The sequence below is a fragment of the Candidatus Methylomirabilis sp. genome (assembly GCA_036000645.1).
Taxonomy (GTDB): Bacteria; Methylomirabilota; Methylomirabilia; order Methylomirabilales; family JACPAU01; genus JACPAU01.
Genome location: DASYVA010000158.1, coordinates 1 through 13,857, shown reverse-complemented (window position 1 = coordinate 13,857; position 13,857 = coordinate 1). Strand labels below are relative to the sequence as shown.

Sequence of the window (13,857 nt, the reverse complement as noted above, 5' to 3'; positions counted from 1 at the left end):
CCGCCCATGCCCGTCCCGATGAGGACCCCGACCTGATTCCGGTTCTCGTCCGTGACCTTGAACTGCGCCTTCTCCACGGCCATCGCGGCTGCAGCCACGGCAAAATGGATGAAGGTATCCATCTTGCGGGCTTCCTTCTTTTCCACCCAGTCGAGGGGGTCGAACCCCTTCACCTCCGCGGCGATCTGACAATCGAACCCGACCGGGTCGAATCGGGTGATCCGCCCCGCGCCCGACTTCCCCGCCTTCAGGGCGTCCCAGAAGGCTTCCCCCCCGACGCCGATGGGCGAGACCACCCCGAACCCCGTGACGGCCACTCGTCGCTTCACCCGCGTTCCCCTCTCAGGCGTCCTCCGCGCTCGCGCCCCCGGGGGAGCCCGGGGCGCCGCGGCACGCCGCACTCCCCTACGTGCGGTCCTTGATGTACCGGACCGCGTCCTGGACGGTCAGAATCTTCTCGGCCTCCTCGTCGGGGATCTCCAGGCCGAACTCCTCCTCCAGGGCCATCACCAACTCGACGGTGTCCAGCGAATCCGCGCCCAGGTCCTCGATGAACTTGGCCTCGGGCTTGACCTGCGCCTCTTCCACCCCGAGTTGCTCCACGATGATCTTCTTCACCTTCTCGTCCACAGCCACGGTGTCCCTCACCTCCTCCCCGGGATGGACCCGCGCCGCCCGGTCACATCCAGAGCCCGCCGTTGACGTGGATGACCTGCCCGGTGATGTAGGATGCCGCATCGGAGGCCAGGAAGGCCACAACCCCTGCGACCTCGCCAGGGGTCCCGAACCGTCCCTGGGGAATCTGGGTCCGATACGCCTCCCGCACGGCAGGCGAAAGGGCCGCCGTCATTTCCGTCTCGATGAACCCCGGGGCGACGGCGTTCACGGTGATGCCCCGGGAGGCCACCTCCCGCGCGGCCGCCTTGGTCAGACCGATGAGGCCCGCCTTCGACGCGACGTAGTTGGCTTGTCCCGCGTTCCCCATGACCCCTACGACGGACGTCACATTGATGATCCGTCCCGCCCGCTGCTTCACCATGGCCCGGAGGGCAGCCCGCGTGCAGTGAAAGGCCCCCGTGAGGTTGACCCCCAGGACCGCTTCCCAGTCCTCCGACTTCAGCCGGAGCAAGAGACCGTCCCGCGCGATCCCGGCGTTGTTCACCAGGAGATCGAGCCTCCCGAACTGGCCGAGGCAAGTCTCTGCCAGCTGGTCGGCATCGGCGGCCTGGCTCACGTCGGCCACCGCCGTCGCCACTTTCGCCCCACCCGCCGCGAGGGACGCCGCAGCCCGCTCCAGGGCGGCTCCGTCCCGGGCACAGAGGAGGAGGCTTGCCCCGGCTCCCGCCAGTCGCTCCGCCACCGCGTACCCGATCCCCCGGCTGGCCCCGGTGACGATGCCGGCGCGCCCGTCCAGGCTCATCCACCCGCCAGCGCGGAGGCGGCCGTCTCCAGCCCGGCCAGATCCTCCACCGGGAACGTGCGGGCCGCCGGGGTGATCCGCCGGATGAGCCCGGTGAGGACCTTCCCGGGGCCCACCTCCACGAACGTGTCCACCCCCTCCCGGACCAGCCGCTCGACCGCCTCCACCCACCGGACCGGGGACGCCACTTGCCGCACCAGGGCGGCGGCCGCTTCGGCCCCCGTCCGGATGGGAGCGGCATCCACATTGGTCACACAGGGGACCCGGAGATCCCGGAAGCGGACCGTCGCCAGAACCTCCCGCAGCCGCTCCGCCACCGGCCGCATCAGGCGGCAGTGGAACGGGGCGCTCACCGGGAGGGGGATGGCCCGCTTCGCCCCGCGCGCCTTGGCGCGCGCGACTGCCTGCTCGACGGCGGCCCGCTCCCCCGCGATCACCACCTGGCCCGGGGCATTCACGTTCGCCACCTCTACCACCCCCGCGGCCGCCGCCTCCCCGCAGACCGCCTCCACGGCCGCGACCTCCAGGCCGATCAGGGCGGCCATTGCGCCCGCCCCCACTCTCACCGCCTCCTGCATGAACTCTCCCCGCTTCCGGACGACCCGCACCGCGTCTCCGAAGTCCAGGGCGCCCGCGCAGACCAGCCCGCTGTACTCCCCCAGGCTGTGCCCGGCCACGAAGTCCGGCTTGATCCCCCGCTGTTCCAGGCCGGCCAGGACCGCCAGGCTCGCCGTGAGAAGGGCCGGCTGCGTGTTGGCCGTGAGCGCCAGCGCCTCCTCGGGGCCCTGGAAGCAGAGGCGCGCCACATCGAACCCCAGAACCCGGCTCGCCTCGGTAAACCGAGCAGCCGCCTCCGGGAAGGCCTCGGCGAAGGGGCGGCCCATCCCCACGACCTGGGAGCCTTGCCCCGGGAACACGAAGGCGATCCGGCCCCCCACCCCCCCCTCTACCAGGTGACCACGGCCGACCCCCAGGTGAGGCCAGCGCCAAAGGCTGCCAGCAGCAGCGTCATCCCCGGCCGCACCCGCCCGGACCGGACGGCTTCGTCCAGGGCGAGGGGGATGGAGGCGGCGGAGGTGTTCCCGTACCGATCGATGTTGAGGACGAGCTTCTCCTCCGGGAAGCCGAGCCGGCTCGCCAGGGCCCGGATGATGCGGAGGTTGGCCTGGTGGGGGACGATGAGGTCGATGTCCGACGGCTCGAGCGCGTTCGCCTTCAGCGCGGTCATGCAGGCGTCCTCCATCGCCCGCACCGCCAACCGGAACACCTCGTTGCCATTCCGCATCTGGATGAACTGGAGCCCCTCGCGAAGCACCTGGTCGCTCTGGGGGAACCGAGACCCTCCCCCCGGGGCGACGAGGAGGGACCACTGCCGCCCATCCGAGTAGAGGTGGGTGGAGCGGATCCCCGCCCCTCCCTCCTGCGCCTGCAGGACGGCGGCGCCCGCCCCGTCCCCGAAGAGGACACAGGTGTTCCGGTCTTTCCAGTTCACGATTTTGCTCAGGCTCTCGGCCCCCACCAGCAGGATCGTCCGGGCGCTGCCGTTCCGGATGAGGCCGTCCGCCACGGCGAGCCCGTAGAGGAATCCGGTGCAGCCGGCCCCGATGTCGAAGGCGGCGGCCCGCCGGGCATTCAGGGCGTCCTGCAGGAGGCAGGCGGTGGCCGGCATGGGAACCGCCGGGGTGATGGTGGCAACCATGAGGATGTCCAGGTCCATCGGATCCACCGCGGCCATGGCGAGCGCCTGCACTGCCGCGCCCTCCGCCAGGGTTGCCGAGTCCTCTCCCGGGCCGCAGACGCGGCGCTCCGCGATCCCGGTCCGGGTCCGGATCCACTCGTCACTGGTGTCCACCATCCGTTCCAGGTCGTGGTTCGTCAGCACCCTGGCCGGTGCGCACGACCCGGTGCCGATGATGCGACTCATGAGCATTCCGAAACCCCCTCAGCTCTGGGCGATCCCGTCCCGGATGTTGTCGAGCACGTGGCTCTTCACGCACTCGCCGGCCACCCGCAGCGCGTTCCGGATGGCCTTCCCGGAGGACCGCCCGTGACTGATGATGGTGATCCCGTTCACGCCCAGGAGCGGCGCGCCCCCGACCTCCGAATAGTCGAGGCGCTGCCGCAGGCGCCGGAAGGCCGGCTTCAGGAGCAGGGCCCCTGCCCTGCTCCGGAGGTCGGCGGCCACCTCATCCCGGATCAGGGCCATGATGGTCTCCGCCACGCTCTCCCCGATCTTCAGGGCCACGTTCCCGGTGAACCCGTCGCAGACCACCACATCGGCGTGCCCCTTGAAGACGTCGACCCCTTCCACGTTCCCGATGAACTCGATGGAGGGCTCCTCCTCCAGGGCCCGGAAGGCCTCCTTCGTCAGCTCATTCCCCTTGGTCTCCTCTTCCCCGATGGAGAGGAGGCCCACCCGGGGACGGGCCTTCCCCAGGGCCTGACGGGCATAGACGTTCCCCATGATGGCGAACTGCACCAGGTGCCGGGGCTTGCAGTCCACGTTGGCGCCCACGTCCAGCAGGATGGCGTGGCCGGCGAGGGTCGGGAGGAGGGCAGCGATCGCCGGGCGCTCCACGCCCGGGAGGGGCCCCAGGACGACCAGCGCGATCGCCATGACCGCCCCGGTGTTGCCGGCGCTCACCACCGCGTCCGCGTCCCCGTTGCGGACGAGGTCCACCGCCACCCGGATGGAAGAGTCCTTCTTCTTCCGGAGCGCCGTGGAGGGAGACTCCTCCATCTCCACGACCTCCGAGGCGTGGCGGATCCTGATCGGGAGCCCGCTCAGCTCGTGGCGGTCCAGGTGGCGGCGGACCTCCTCCTGCACCCCCACCAGGATCACGCCCAGCCCGAGTTCGCGGGCCGCGGCGATTGCCCCCTCCACGTTGACCGCGGGCCCGCCGTCTCCTCCCATCGCGTCCAGGGCGATGCAGACGGGAGGGCGGTCCTGAAGCCACGTGGGGGCAATGTCCACGCCCTACGCCTCCTCCTGGGGCCGGACGGTGCGGCCTCGGTAGACGCCGCAATGCGGGCACGCCCGATGGGGCCGCTTCGGTTCGTGGCACTGGGGACAGGGAACGAACGTGGGGAGGCTCAGGGCATCATGGGCCCGGCGCTTGCGGGTCCGGGCGTTGCTGTGGCGGCGCTTCGGCAGAGGCATGGCAGGTTTCGCTCCTCGCTAGTGCCGGGCCAACTGACGTCGCCTCACTTCGTTCTCGGTCGTCGGCGGTCCTCAACGTACCAACGGCGTACGCCTCCGGCCGCCTCCTCCCTCGGGCCTCGTGATGCTCGTCATTTGGCCCGGCACCCCATCGGCTGCCTACACACGGCAGTAGTTCGCTTGGGTTACGCTAGGTGTCACCCCTCAGGCGCTCCAGGATCTTGAACCGCGGGTCGGGTGGGGGGCCCGGGCAACGGCACGCCCCCTCGTTCCGGTTGGCCCCGCATCGGGGGCAGAGCCCCTGGCAGTCCTCCCGGCAGAGAGGCTGGACCGGGAGGGCCAACAACAGGTTCTGGCGCAGGAGGGCTGTCAGGTCGAGGCGGCCCTCCTCAAGAAAGTCGGTGTCGAGGTCTTCGGCCGTCAGTTCCACTTCCTCTTCCTCTTCCTCCTCGGCCGACCCCGTCGCGGGGTGCTGGTAGTAGACGCTGAAGCCCTCCCGGATCGGCAGGGCAAACGGCTCGGAGCACCGGCTGCAAATAAGGGAAAGGGTGCTGGTCACCTCCCCCTCGGCCAGCACCCCCTGACGCATCCGGGTCAACTTCAGAAGCGCATCCGCCCAGACCCGATCGGGTGGACCCCCTTCGGACAGGCGGAGCTCCACCGGCTCAGCCCGGAGGGTCAACTCCAGCCCCTCCTGGGGGATGTGCGACACGTCGATCAGCATGTGAACGCCGCCGAGCGGCAAAACTCGGGCTATCGTAGCGGCCGTCCTGGGGGGTGTCAAGGGAAAAGACCCGGGAAACAGCGCGAAGAAACTGGGTGCAAGTCCCCGCAGGCACAGCACCCATGCCTTCCCCCTGCCGCGCGAGCCACGTGCCTCGATCATGACCCAAGGGGGGCCCACGCGTGGAGAGCCGGGGAACGACTGAACATTCCGGAAGGGAAGCGGGAGGAAACAAGCAGGCCGGCCGTGGTCCCCCGGGCCGCACCGCTACCCGGGGAAGAGATCCACCGCCGCAAAAAAGTACGGAATCTCGACCGCGGCCGCCGCCGGAGAGTCGGAGCCGTGGACCGCGTTCCGCTCGATGCTCTCGGCCAGGTCGCGGCGGATCGTGCCGGGCTCGGCCTGGGCCGGGTCCGTGGCCCCCATGATCTTCCGGACCCGGCCGATCGCCTCGGCACCCTCCAGGACCATCACGACCACGGGGCCCGAGGCCATGAAGCTCACCAGGCTCTCGAAGAAGGGCCGCTCCCGATGGACGGCGTAGAACCGCTCGGCCTCCCCCTTCGTCAGGTGCACCATCCGGAGGCCTCGAACGGCGAGCGCCCCTCGTTCGAATCGTCCGATCACCTCCCCGATGAGCCCGCGCCGGACGGCGTCCGGCTTCACGATGGCCAGCGTCCGCTCGATGGACATCCCGTCTCCCCCCGGCAACAGCGTGACCGCAGAAGAGGCGCCGGCGGAACCGCTCGATCGTCCCGAGCCCGCCCGGGAAGCTACCGGCGCCTGCCGGCGCCCGCGGATGAGCGGCGGGTGCGGGGCGGCCGGGGTCGGCGCCCGGGCCGAGCCCTCGCGGCCCGCCGGGCCAGTGCCGTCGCGACCGCTTTCCCCATCTCTGCCGGGCTGTCAACCACCCGCACCCCGGCACGCCGGAAGGCGGCGACCTTCTCCGCCGCCGTCCCCGCCCCGCCGGCGATGATGGCGCCTGCGTGACCCATCCGCCGGCCGGGGGGAGCCGTCTGCCCCGCCACGTACCCGACGACCGGCTTCGTCATGTGGGCCTTCACGAAGGCCGCCGCCTCCTCCTCCGCGCTCCCGCCGATCTCCCCGATCAGGAGGACCCCCTCCGTCCCCGGGTCGTCCTGGAAGAGCCGGAGGCAGTCTACGAAGGAGGTGCCGATCACGGGGTCTCCGCCGATCCCGATGCAGGTGGACTGGCCCAGGCCCAAGGCGGTGAGCTGGTGGACCGCCTCGTAGGTGAGCGTGCCGCTGCGGGAGACGACCCCGATCCGCCCCGGGCGGTGGATGTGCCCCGGCATGATCCCCACCTTGGCCTTCGTGGGGGAGATCACGCCCGGGCAGTTGGGGCCGACGAGGCGGATCCCCCTGCCGTCGATGGCCCGCTTCACCCGGACCATATCGAGGGCCGGGATGCCTTCGGTGACGCAGACGACGAGGGGCAGCCCGGCGTCGGCCGCCTCCAGGATGGCATCGGCGGCGAAGGCGGGGGGGACGAAGATGAGGGAGCAGTTGGCCCCCGTGGCCGCCATCGCCTCGGCGACGGTGTGGAAGACCGGCACCCCGTCCTGCGTCGCCCCCCCCTTGCCGGGGGTGACCCCGGCCACGACGTGGGTGCCGTACTCGCGGCAGGCCCGGGCGTGGAAGGAACCCTCCTTGCCCGTGATCCCCTGCACCAGGAGGCGGGTCGCCCGGTCCACCAGGATGCTCACGCCCGCCCCCGGCTCGCCCCCACCACCATCCGGGCCGCCTCCGCCATGGTATCGGCCGTGAGGAAGTTGAGGCCGCTCTCCTTGAGCATCTGTTTCCCCTGGGCCACGTTCGTCCCCTCCATGCGGATCACGACCGGGACCTTCACCCGGAGGGCTCGGGCGGCCTGGATCACCCCCGCCGCCAGCCGGTCGCACCGCAGGATGCCCCCGAAGATATTGATGAGGACCGCCTTCACGCGCGCGTCGGCCATCAGGATCCGGAAGGCGTTCTCGATCTGCTCGGCGCTGGCCCCGCCCCCGACGTCCAGGAAGTTGGCGGGTGCGCTCCCCGCCTGCTGGATGATGTCCATGGTGGCCATGGCGAGCCCGGCGCCGTTGACCATGCAGCCCACGGTCCCGTCCAGCGTGACATAGTTCAGGCCGAACCGGGAGGCCTCCACCTCAAGCGGCGCCTCCTCGTCCAGGTCCCGGAGCTCCAGAATCTCTGGGTGCCGGAACAGGGCATTGTCGTCAAAGTTCATCTTGGCGTCCAAGGCCAACACCCGCCCGTCGGTCGTCACCACCAGCGGGTTGATCTCCGCCAGGGAGCAGTCCTTCTCCTGGTAGGCCCGCGCGAGGGCCAGGATCAGATCGGCCGTCGACCGGGTGAGCTCGGCGGGGACGCCGAGGCCATAGGCGAGCTTCCGCCCCACGTAGGGGGAGTTCCCACTGGCCGGGTCCACCGCCGCCCGCAGGATCTTCTCCGGGGAGGCGGCCGCCACCTCCTCGATCTCCACCCCGCCGGCGGGGCTCGCCATGACCACCGGGAGACCAAGCCGCCGGTCCAGGACGACGCCCAGGTAGAGCTCCTGGCGGATGGCCATGGCCTCCTCCACCAGGACCCGCTTGACCCGCTGGCCTCCGGGGCCGGTCTGGGGGGTCTTCAGCATCATCCCCAGGATCTGGGCGGCGGCCTGCTCCGCCTCCCCGGCGGAGCCGGCCAGCTTGATCCCGCCCCCCTTCCCGCGGCCGCCGGCGTGGATCTGCGCCTTCACCACGGCCCGTCCGCCGAGGCGCTCCGCGACGGCCCGCGCTCCGGCCGGCGTGTCGGCCACCTCTCCCTTCGGGACCGGAACCCCATACGCGCCCAGGATCCGCTTCGCCTGGAACTCGTGGATCTTCACCTGGCCCCCCGGAGACGCCACGCACCCCGCAGAGCGGCCCTCATGTCTGGAAGCCGAGGCCGGTCGCCGCCCCTACGTGCTTCCGGTCACCTTGCGCACCACCCACAGGATCGGGTCGTAGTGCGCGTCGACCACGCGTTCCTTCAAGGGGATAATGCCGTTGTCGGTGATGTGGATGTGCTCGGGGCAGACGTCGGTGCAGCACTTCGTGATATTGCAGTACCCGATGCCGGCCTCCTTCCGGAGCAGGTCCCCCCGGTCGGCGGTGTCCAGCGGGTGCATCTCCAGCTCCGCCAACCGGATCAGGAACCGGGGGCCGGCAAACGCGTGCTTCTTGTCATGGTCCCGCAGGACGTGGCAGACGTTCTGGCACAGGAAGCACTCGATGCATTTCCGGAACTCCTGCAGGCGGTCAATGTCCTCCTGCATCATTCGCCAGCTTCCATCCGGCTCGGGTGGTCTGGGCTTCAAGGGGGGGATCCTCTTCGCCACCGCGTAGTTCCAGGACACGTCGGTCACCAGGTCCCGGATGTGGGGGAACGCCTTCAGCGGCTCAACCGTGATGGGCACCCCCTCCGGGAACTGGTCCATCCGGGTCATGCACATGAGGCGCGGCCGCCCGTTTACCTCCGCGCTGCAGGACCCGCACTTCCCCGCCTTGCAATTCCAGCGGACCGCCAGGTCATTGGTGTGCTTGGCCTGGACCATGTGGATGACGTCCAGCACGACCATTCCGGCGTCGTACGGGAGCCGGTACTCCTCGAACTTGCCGGAACCGCCTTCGCCGCGCCAGACTCGCATGATGGCTTCCGGCATCTATTTGTCCCCCTCGAAGAGCGCCTGCAGCTCCCGTGGCATCTCGGGCAAGGGCTCCCGGGCGACCGTCATCCGGTCCCCCTCCTTGCGGACGACGACGTTCACCTTGCCAAACTGGGGGTCCGCCTTGGGGTAATCCAGGCGGGTGTGACCGCCCCGACTCTCCTTGCGCTCCAGGGCCCCCCGGATAATCGCCTCCGACACCGTGAGGAGCGACCAGAGGTCGAGCGCGGTGTGCCACCCGGGGTTGTACTGCCGGGTGCCCACCGCCTTCACCTGACGGAGGCGCTGCTTGAACTCCTCGATGGCCTCGAGGCCCTTCCGCAACTCGTCCTCGGTCCGGACGATCCCTACGTTGGCCTCCATCGCCTCCTGGAGCGCCTCCTGGATGGCGTAGGGACTCTCCCCGGTCGACCGCTCCAGCGGGGCCAGCATCTCCCGCGCGAGGCGCTCCACCTCCCCCTCGGCTACGGCGGGCGCCCGCGGGAGCCGCTTGGCGTACCCTGCCGCCGCCAGGCCGGCCCGCCGCCCAAACACCAGCAGGTCGGAGAGGGAGTTTCCCCCCAGCCGGTTGGACCCGTGCAAGCCCCCGGCCACCTCACCCGCGGCGAACAGGCCCGGGACGGTGGCCGCCGCCGTATCCGCGTCCACCCGAACGCCTCCCATGATGTAGTGGCAGGTCGGGCCCACCTCCATGGGCTGCTTGGTGATATCGACGTCCGCCAGCTCCTTGAACTGGTGGTACATGCTGGGGAGCTTGCGCCTGATGAACTCCGGGTCACGGCGCGTCGCGATGTCCAGGAACACCCCCCCGTGGGGGCTGCCCCGCCCGGCCTTCACCTCCGCCACGATGGCGCGGGCCACCTCGTCCCGCGGCAGGAGCTCCGGCGGCCGTCGGTTGTTCTTCTTGTCGGTGTACCAGCGGTCTGCCTCGGCCTCAGTGTCCGCGGTATCGGCCCTAAAGAGCTCCGGGACGTACCGGAACATGAACCGCTCTCCCGCCGAGTTTCGCAGGATGCCCCCCTCCCCCCGCACCGCCTCGGTCACCAGGATGCCGCGGACGCTGAGGGGCCACACCATCCCCGTCGGGTGGAACTGGACGCACTCCATGTCGATCAGGTCGGCCCCGGCGTGGTAGGCCAGGGCCTGGCCGTCGCCGGTGTACTCCCACGAGTTGCTCGTGACCTTGTAGGCCTTGCCGATGCCGCCAGTCGCCAGGATCACCGCCTTGGCCCGGAACACCACGAACCGACCGCTCTCCCGCCAGTAGCCGCAGGCACCGCTGATCCGGTCGCCATCCTTGAGCAGGCGGGTGACCGTGCACTCCATGAAGACGTCGAAGCCCAGGGCCACCCCGTGCTGCTGGAGCGTCCGGATCATCTCCAGCCCGGTCCGGTCCCCCACGTGGGCCAGCCGCGCGTACCGGTGGCCGGCGAAGTCCCGCTGCAGGATCCGACCGTCTTTGGTCCGGTCGAAGAGGGCCCCCCACCCCTCCAGCTCCTTGACCCGATCCGGGGCCTCCTGCGCGTGCAGCATCGCCATGCGCCAGTTGTTCAGCATCTTACCGCCGCGCATGGTGTCGCGGAAGTGGACCCGCCAGTTGTCCTCGGGGTAGATGTTCCCCAACGCGGCCGCGACTCCCCCCTCGGCCATGACCGTGTGCGCCTTCCCCAGCAGCGACTTGCAGATGAGACCAACCCGGGCGCCCTCGGCCGCCGCCTCGATCGCTGCCCGCAGCCCGGCTCCGCCCGCCCCGATCACGAGGACGTCATGCTCGTGCGTCTCAAAACGATCCATCAGACGATCCTCACGTCGCGGATCACGCCCATGGAAACGAGCCGAACGTACAGGTCCGCCAGCGCGACGACCCAGAGGCTGATCCAGGCCCACAGGGCATGGTGCACGTTCAGCCGGCTCACGCCGTGCCAGGCCCGATAGCGGATCGGGCAGGTGGAGAAACAATCCAGATTGCCCCCGACCAGGTGGCGGAAGGAATGGCAGGAGAAGGTGTAGAGCGACAGGAGCCCCGCGTTCGCCAGGAGGACGAAGGACCCGACCCCAACGCCGAACCGCCCGTCGAAGATGAATCCGTGGACCGCGTCCACCCACAGGAACACGAGCACCAGGGCGGACGCGTAGAGGAAATACCGGTGGGCGTTCTGCAGGATCAGGGGCGGCCGCGCCTCCCCGTGGTAGTCCGACCGGGGCTCCCGGACGGCGCACGCCGGCGGATCCCAGAGGAAGGCCCGGTAGTATGCCTTCCGATAATAATAGCAGGTGAGCCGGAAGCCTCCCGGCGCCCACAGGACCAGGAAGGCCGGGGAGAGCGGCCACCAGGCAGGGGTGAAGAGCGGGGAGTAGAACGGGGACAGATAGTTCTGGTACTGGTAATGGGCGTTCTGGAGGGCCGCCCAGGTGGCGTAGACGACGAAACCGCCCAGGACGAGCAGCACCAGCAGGGGCTCCACCCACCACGCGTCCGTTCGCATCGTGAGGCCGGCGGTCCCCGTGAGCGGTGCCCGCTGCCGGATGGCGTCCGTCTTCATGTCCCCTCCTCCGGGTCTGACGCGGCCGCGACGGCCTACGTCCGGCCGGGCCCGTCGAGCCGGTACCGGGCCCTCCCCTCCTGGAACAGGTCCCGACCCTCGATATCGTTGACCACGATCACCGGGAAGTCCTCCACCACCAGGCGTCGGACCGCCTCCGGGCCCAGGTCCTCGTAGGCCAGGACCTCCGCCGCGCGGATGCAGCGGGAGAGCAACGCCCCCGCTCCTCCCACGGCGCCGAAGTAGACCGCCCGGTGGCGGCGCATCGCTTCCACCACCTCGGGAGAGCGCCCCCCCTTCCCGATGGTCCCCTTGAGCCCGAGGGCCAACAGCGCCGGGGTGAAGGGGTCCATCCGCGAGGCGGTGGTGGGACCGGCCGACCCGATCACCTCCCCCGGGCGGGCCGGGGTCGGCCCCACGTAGTAGAGCACCTGGCCCGCCAGGTCCACCGGCAAGGGCTGCCCCCGCCCCAGCGCTTCCGCGAAGCGCTGATGCGCCGCGTCCCGGGCCGCCAGGAGGGCTCCGCAGAGCAGGACCCGGTCGCCGGCCCGAAGAGCAGCCACGTCGTCCTCCGACAGGGGCAGATGCAGTCGGTGCACCGCACGGCGGCGCGGGCGGCGGCATCGCCGCCGCCCGCGCCCTCCCGCTAGATCTTCTTCTTGGCCACCGGCTTCGCCGCCGGCTTCAGCTTGGCCTGCAGGTCGGCCACCTGCTTCTTCAGGCTCGCGTTCTCCTTCGTCAGGGTCTCTACCTGTCCCTTCAGGTCGCCGTTCTGCGCCTGCGCATCCGTCACCTGCTTCTTCAGGCTTGCGTTCTCGGCCTTCAGGTCGGGGCCACACCCGGCGATCATCACGGCCAGGAGGCTCCCGGCCAGAACCCTCCACAACGCTGTCATCGCGACCCCTCCTTCACCTCTCCCTCGAGTTGGATGGCTCCCACGACGCCTACGGACTAGGGGCGCACCGGCGGTGGCCAGGGCGGCGGCATCCGCATCTCCTCCTTTCCCCAGGAAAGCCAGGATGCTAGAGAACCGCCTCCTGGTACCGGTGGGAGTGGCACTGGAGGTTCACGGCCACCGGCAGCGAGGCAATGTGCCCCGGGTGCGTCTCGATGTGCACCGCCAGGGCGGTGGTGCGCCCCCCGACAGCCTGGGGGCCAATGCCGGTCGCATTGACGGCCTGCAGGAGCTCCCGCTCGAAGGCCGCGACGCGCGGATCCGGGTGGGATGAATGGAGCGGCCGGAAAACCGCCCGCTTGGCCAGGTGGGCGCAGTGATCGAAGGTGCCGCCGATGCCCACCCCGACCACCAGGGGCGGGCACGGGTTGCCGCCCGCCTGCTCCACCGTCTCCACCACCACGCGCCGGATCCCGGCGACCCCGTCTGCCGGCGTGAGCATCCGGAGCGCGCTCATGTTCTCGCAGCCGAATCCCTTGGTGATGACGGTCAGCTTGAGCCGGTCCCCGGGTACGAGCTGGAGATGAATCACGGCGGGGGTGTTGTCGCCGGTGTTGACCCGGTGCAGGGGGCTCTCGACGATCGAGGGGCGGAGAAACCCCTCCCGATACCCGCGGCCGACCCCGTCGTGGACCGCCCGGTTGAAGTCTCCCCCCACCACGTGGCAATCCTGGCCGAGCTCCGCGAAGACGACCGCCATCCCGGTGTCCTGGCAGAGGGGGAGCCCGGTCTGTCTGGCCAGGGCCGCGTTGGCCTTGAGCTGCCGGAGAACCTCCGCCGCGAGCGGGGAGTCCTCCTCGGCGATGGCCCGGTCCAGGGCGTCCACCACCTCCTGCGGCAGCTCGGTCGCGGCGCGGATGCAGAGTTCGCGCACCACCCGGGTGATCTCATTCACGTGGAGATCCCGCATGCTCGCGCCCCCCCGGGCCGGGGGGAGGTCCCGCGGCCGGCCCCGGGCCACCCCCTACACCAACCCCAACTTCTGGACCATCTCCCGGACCGACTCGGCGGACCGCCGGAGCGCCCCCGCCTCCTCGGCGGTGAGCCGGATCTCGAGGATCTCTTCCACGCCCCGGCGGCCCAGCTTCACCGGGACCCCCACGAAGAGGTCCGCGATGCCGTACTGCCCGGTGAGATGCACACAGCAGGGGAGGATCATCTTCTTGTCCTTCAGGATGGCCTCCACCATCGCGACCGCCGCGGCTCCCGGGGCATAGAACGCGCTACCGGTCTTGAGCAAGGCCACGATTTCCGCCCCGCCGTCCCGGGTCCGTTTGACGAGCGCCTCCACCCGCTCCGGAGGGAGGAGCTCGGTGATGGGGATCCCGGCCACCGTGGAGTACCTG

At 70.4% G+C, this 13,857-nt stretch carries 18 protein-coding genes; all 18 read right to left on the bottom strand.

Going from position 1 to position 13,857, the window contains the following annotated elements:
• The coding region (locus VGT06_08995; protein ID HEV8663259.1) for a beta-ketoacyl synthase N-terminal-like domain-containing protein at nucleotides 1-329 on the bottom strand (329 nt) is incomplete at its 3' end.
• Nucleotides 330-405: 76 nt separating this feature from the next.
• Nucleotides 406-636, bottom strand: coding sequence for an acyl carrier protein (gene acpP, locus VGT06_08990; protein HEV8663258.1), 231 nt, complete (start codon nucleotides 634-636; stop codon nucleotides 406-408).
• Between the two features lie 43 nt (nucleotides 637-679).
• Entirely contained in the window at nucleotides 680-1,420 is a 741-nt protein-coding gene (fabG, locus tag VGT06_08985; GenBank protein HEV8663257.1) for a 3-oxoacyl-[acyl-carrier-protein] reductase, read from the bottom strand.
• Nucleotides 1,417-2,358, bottom strand: a complete 942-nt coding sequence (gene fabD / locus VGT06_08980) for an ACP S-malonyltransferase (protein ID HEV8663256.1) — start codon at nucleotides 2,356-2,358, stop codon at nucleotides 1,417-1,419. Before fabD ends, fabG begins: the two co-directional genes overlap by 4 nt.
• Nucleotides 2,359-2,366: 8 nt before the next feature.
• Complete coding sequence (locus tag VGT06_08975; GenBank protein ID HEV8663255.1) at nucleotides 2,367-3,350, bottom strand: beta-ketoacyl-ACP synthase III; 984 nt, start codon at nucleotides 3,348-3,350, stop codon at nucleotides 2,367-2,369.
• A gap of 12 nt (nucleotides 3,351-3,362) precedes the next feature.
• Nucleotides 3,363-4,394: a phosphate acyltransferase PlsX gene (plsX, locus tag VGT06_08970; GenBank protein ID HEV8663254.1), complete on the bottom strand. Its 1,032-nt coding sequence runs from the start codon at nucleotides 4,392-4,394 to the stop codon at nucleotides 3,363-3,365.
• Between the two features lie 3 nt (nucleotides 4,395-4,397).
• A complete protein-coding gene (gene rpmF / locus VGT06_08965; GenBank protein ID HEV8663253.1) occupies nucleotides 4,398-4,580 on the bottom strand; it encodes a 50S ribosomal protein L32 in 183 nt (60 codons plus the stop codon).
• Between the two features lie 190 nt (nucleotides 4,581-4,770).
• Nucleotides 4,771-5,304 (bottom strand): DUF177 domain-containing protein, encoded by a 534-nt coding sequence (locus VGT06_08960; protein HEV8663252.1) that lies wholly within the window; start codon nucleotides 5,302-5,304, stop codon nucleotides 4,771-4,773.
• A gap of 267 nt (nucleotides 5,305-5,571) precedes the next feature.
• The gene (gene ndk, locus VGT06_08955) at nucleotides 5,572-5,997 is read right to left on the bottom strand and encodes a nucleoside-diphosphate kinase (protein ID HEV8663251.1); all 426 of its coding nucleotides are present in this window, start codon (nucleotides 5,995-5,997) and stop codon (nucleotides 5,572-5,574) included.
• Between the two features lie 80 nt (nucleotides 5,998-6,077).
• Complete coding sequence (gene sucD, locus VGT06_08950; GenBank protein ID HEV8663250.1) at nucleotides 6,078-7,031, bottom strand: succinate--CoA ligase subunit alpha; 954 nt, start codon at nucleotides 7,029-7,031, stop codon at nucleotides 6,078-6,080.
• Nucleotides 7,028-8,194, bottom strand: coding sequence for an ADP-forming succinate--CoA ligase subunit beta (sucC, locus tag VGT06_08945; GenBank protein HEV8663249.1), 1,167 nt, complete (start codon nucleotides 8,192-8,194; stop codon nucleotides 7,028-7,030). Before sucC ends, sucD begins: the two co-directional genes overlap by 4 nt.
• A gap of 72 nt (nucleotides 8,195-8,266) precedes the next feature.
• Nucleotides 8,267-9,010: a succinate dehydrogenase/fumarate reductase iron-sulfur subunit gene (locus VGT06_08940; protein HEV8663248.1), complete on the bottom strand. Its 744-nt coding sequence runs from the start codon at nucleotides 9,008-9,010 to the stop codon at nucleotides 8,267-8,269.
• Nucleotides 9,011-10,807, bottom strand: a complete 1,797-nt coding sequence (locus VGT06_08935; GenBank protein HEV8663247.1) for a fumarate reductase/succinate dehydrogenase flavoprotein subunit — start codon at nucleotides 10,805-10,807, stop codon at nucleotides 9,011-9,013.
• Nucleotides 10,807-11,556, bottom strand: coding sequence for a succinate dehydrogenase (locus tag VGT06_08930; protein ID HEV8663246.1), 750 nt, complete (start codon nucleotides 11,554-11,556; stop codon nucleotides 10,807-10,809). Before VGT06_08930 ends, VGT06_08935 begins: the two co-directional genes overlap by 1 nt.
• A gap of 35 nt (nucleotides 11,557-11,591) precedes the next feature.
• Nucleotides 11,592-12,155, bottom strand: a complete 564-nt coding sequence (locus VGT06_08925; GenBank protein ID HEV8663245.1) for a Fe-S-containing hydro-lyase — start codon at nucleotides 12,153-12,155, stop codon at nucleotides 11,592-11,594.
• 47 nt (nucleotides 12,156-12,202) lie between these two features.
• Complete coding sequence (locus VGT06_08920) at nucleotides 12,203-12,451, bottom strand: hypothetical protein (protein ID HEV8663244.1); 249 nt, start codon at nucleotides 12,449-12,451, stop codon at nucleotides 12,203-12,205.
• Between the two features lie 127 nt (nucleotides 12,452-12,578).
• Nucleotides 12,579-13,421, bottom strand: coding sequence for a fumarate hydratase (locus VGT06_08915; GenBank protein ID HEV8663243.1), 843 nt, complete (start codon nucleotides 13,419-13,421; stop codon nucleotides 12,579-12,581).
• Nucleotides 13,422-13,475: 54 nt separating this feature from the next.
• The coding region (locus VGT06_08910; GenBank protein HEV8663242.1) for a malate dehydrogenase at nucleotides 13,476-13,857 on the bottom strand (382 nt) is incomplete at its 5' end.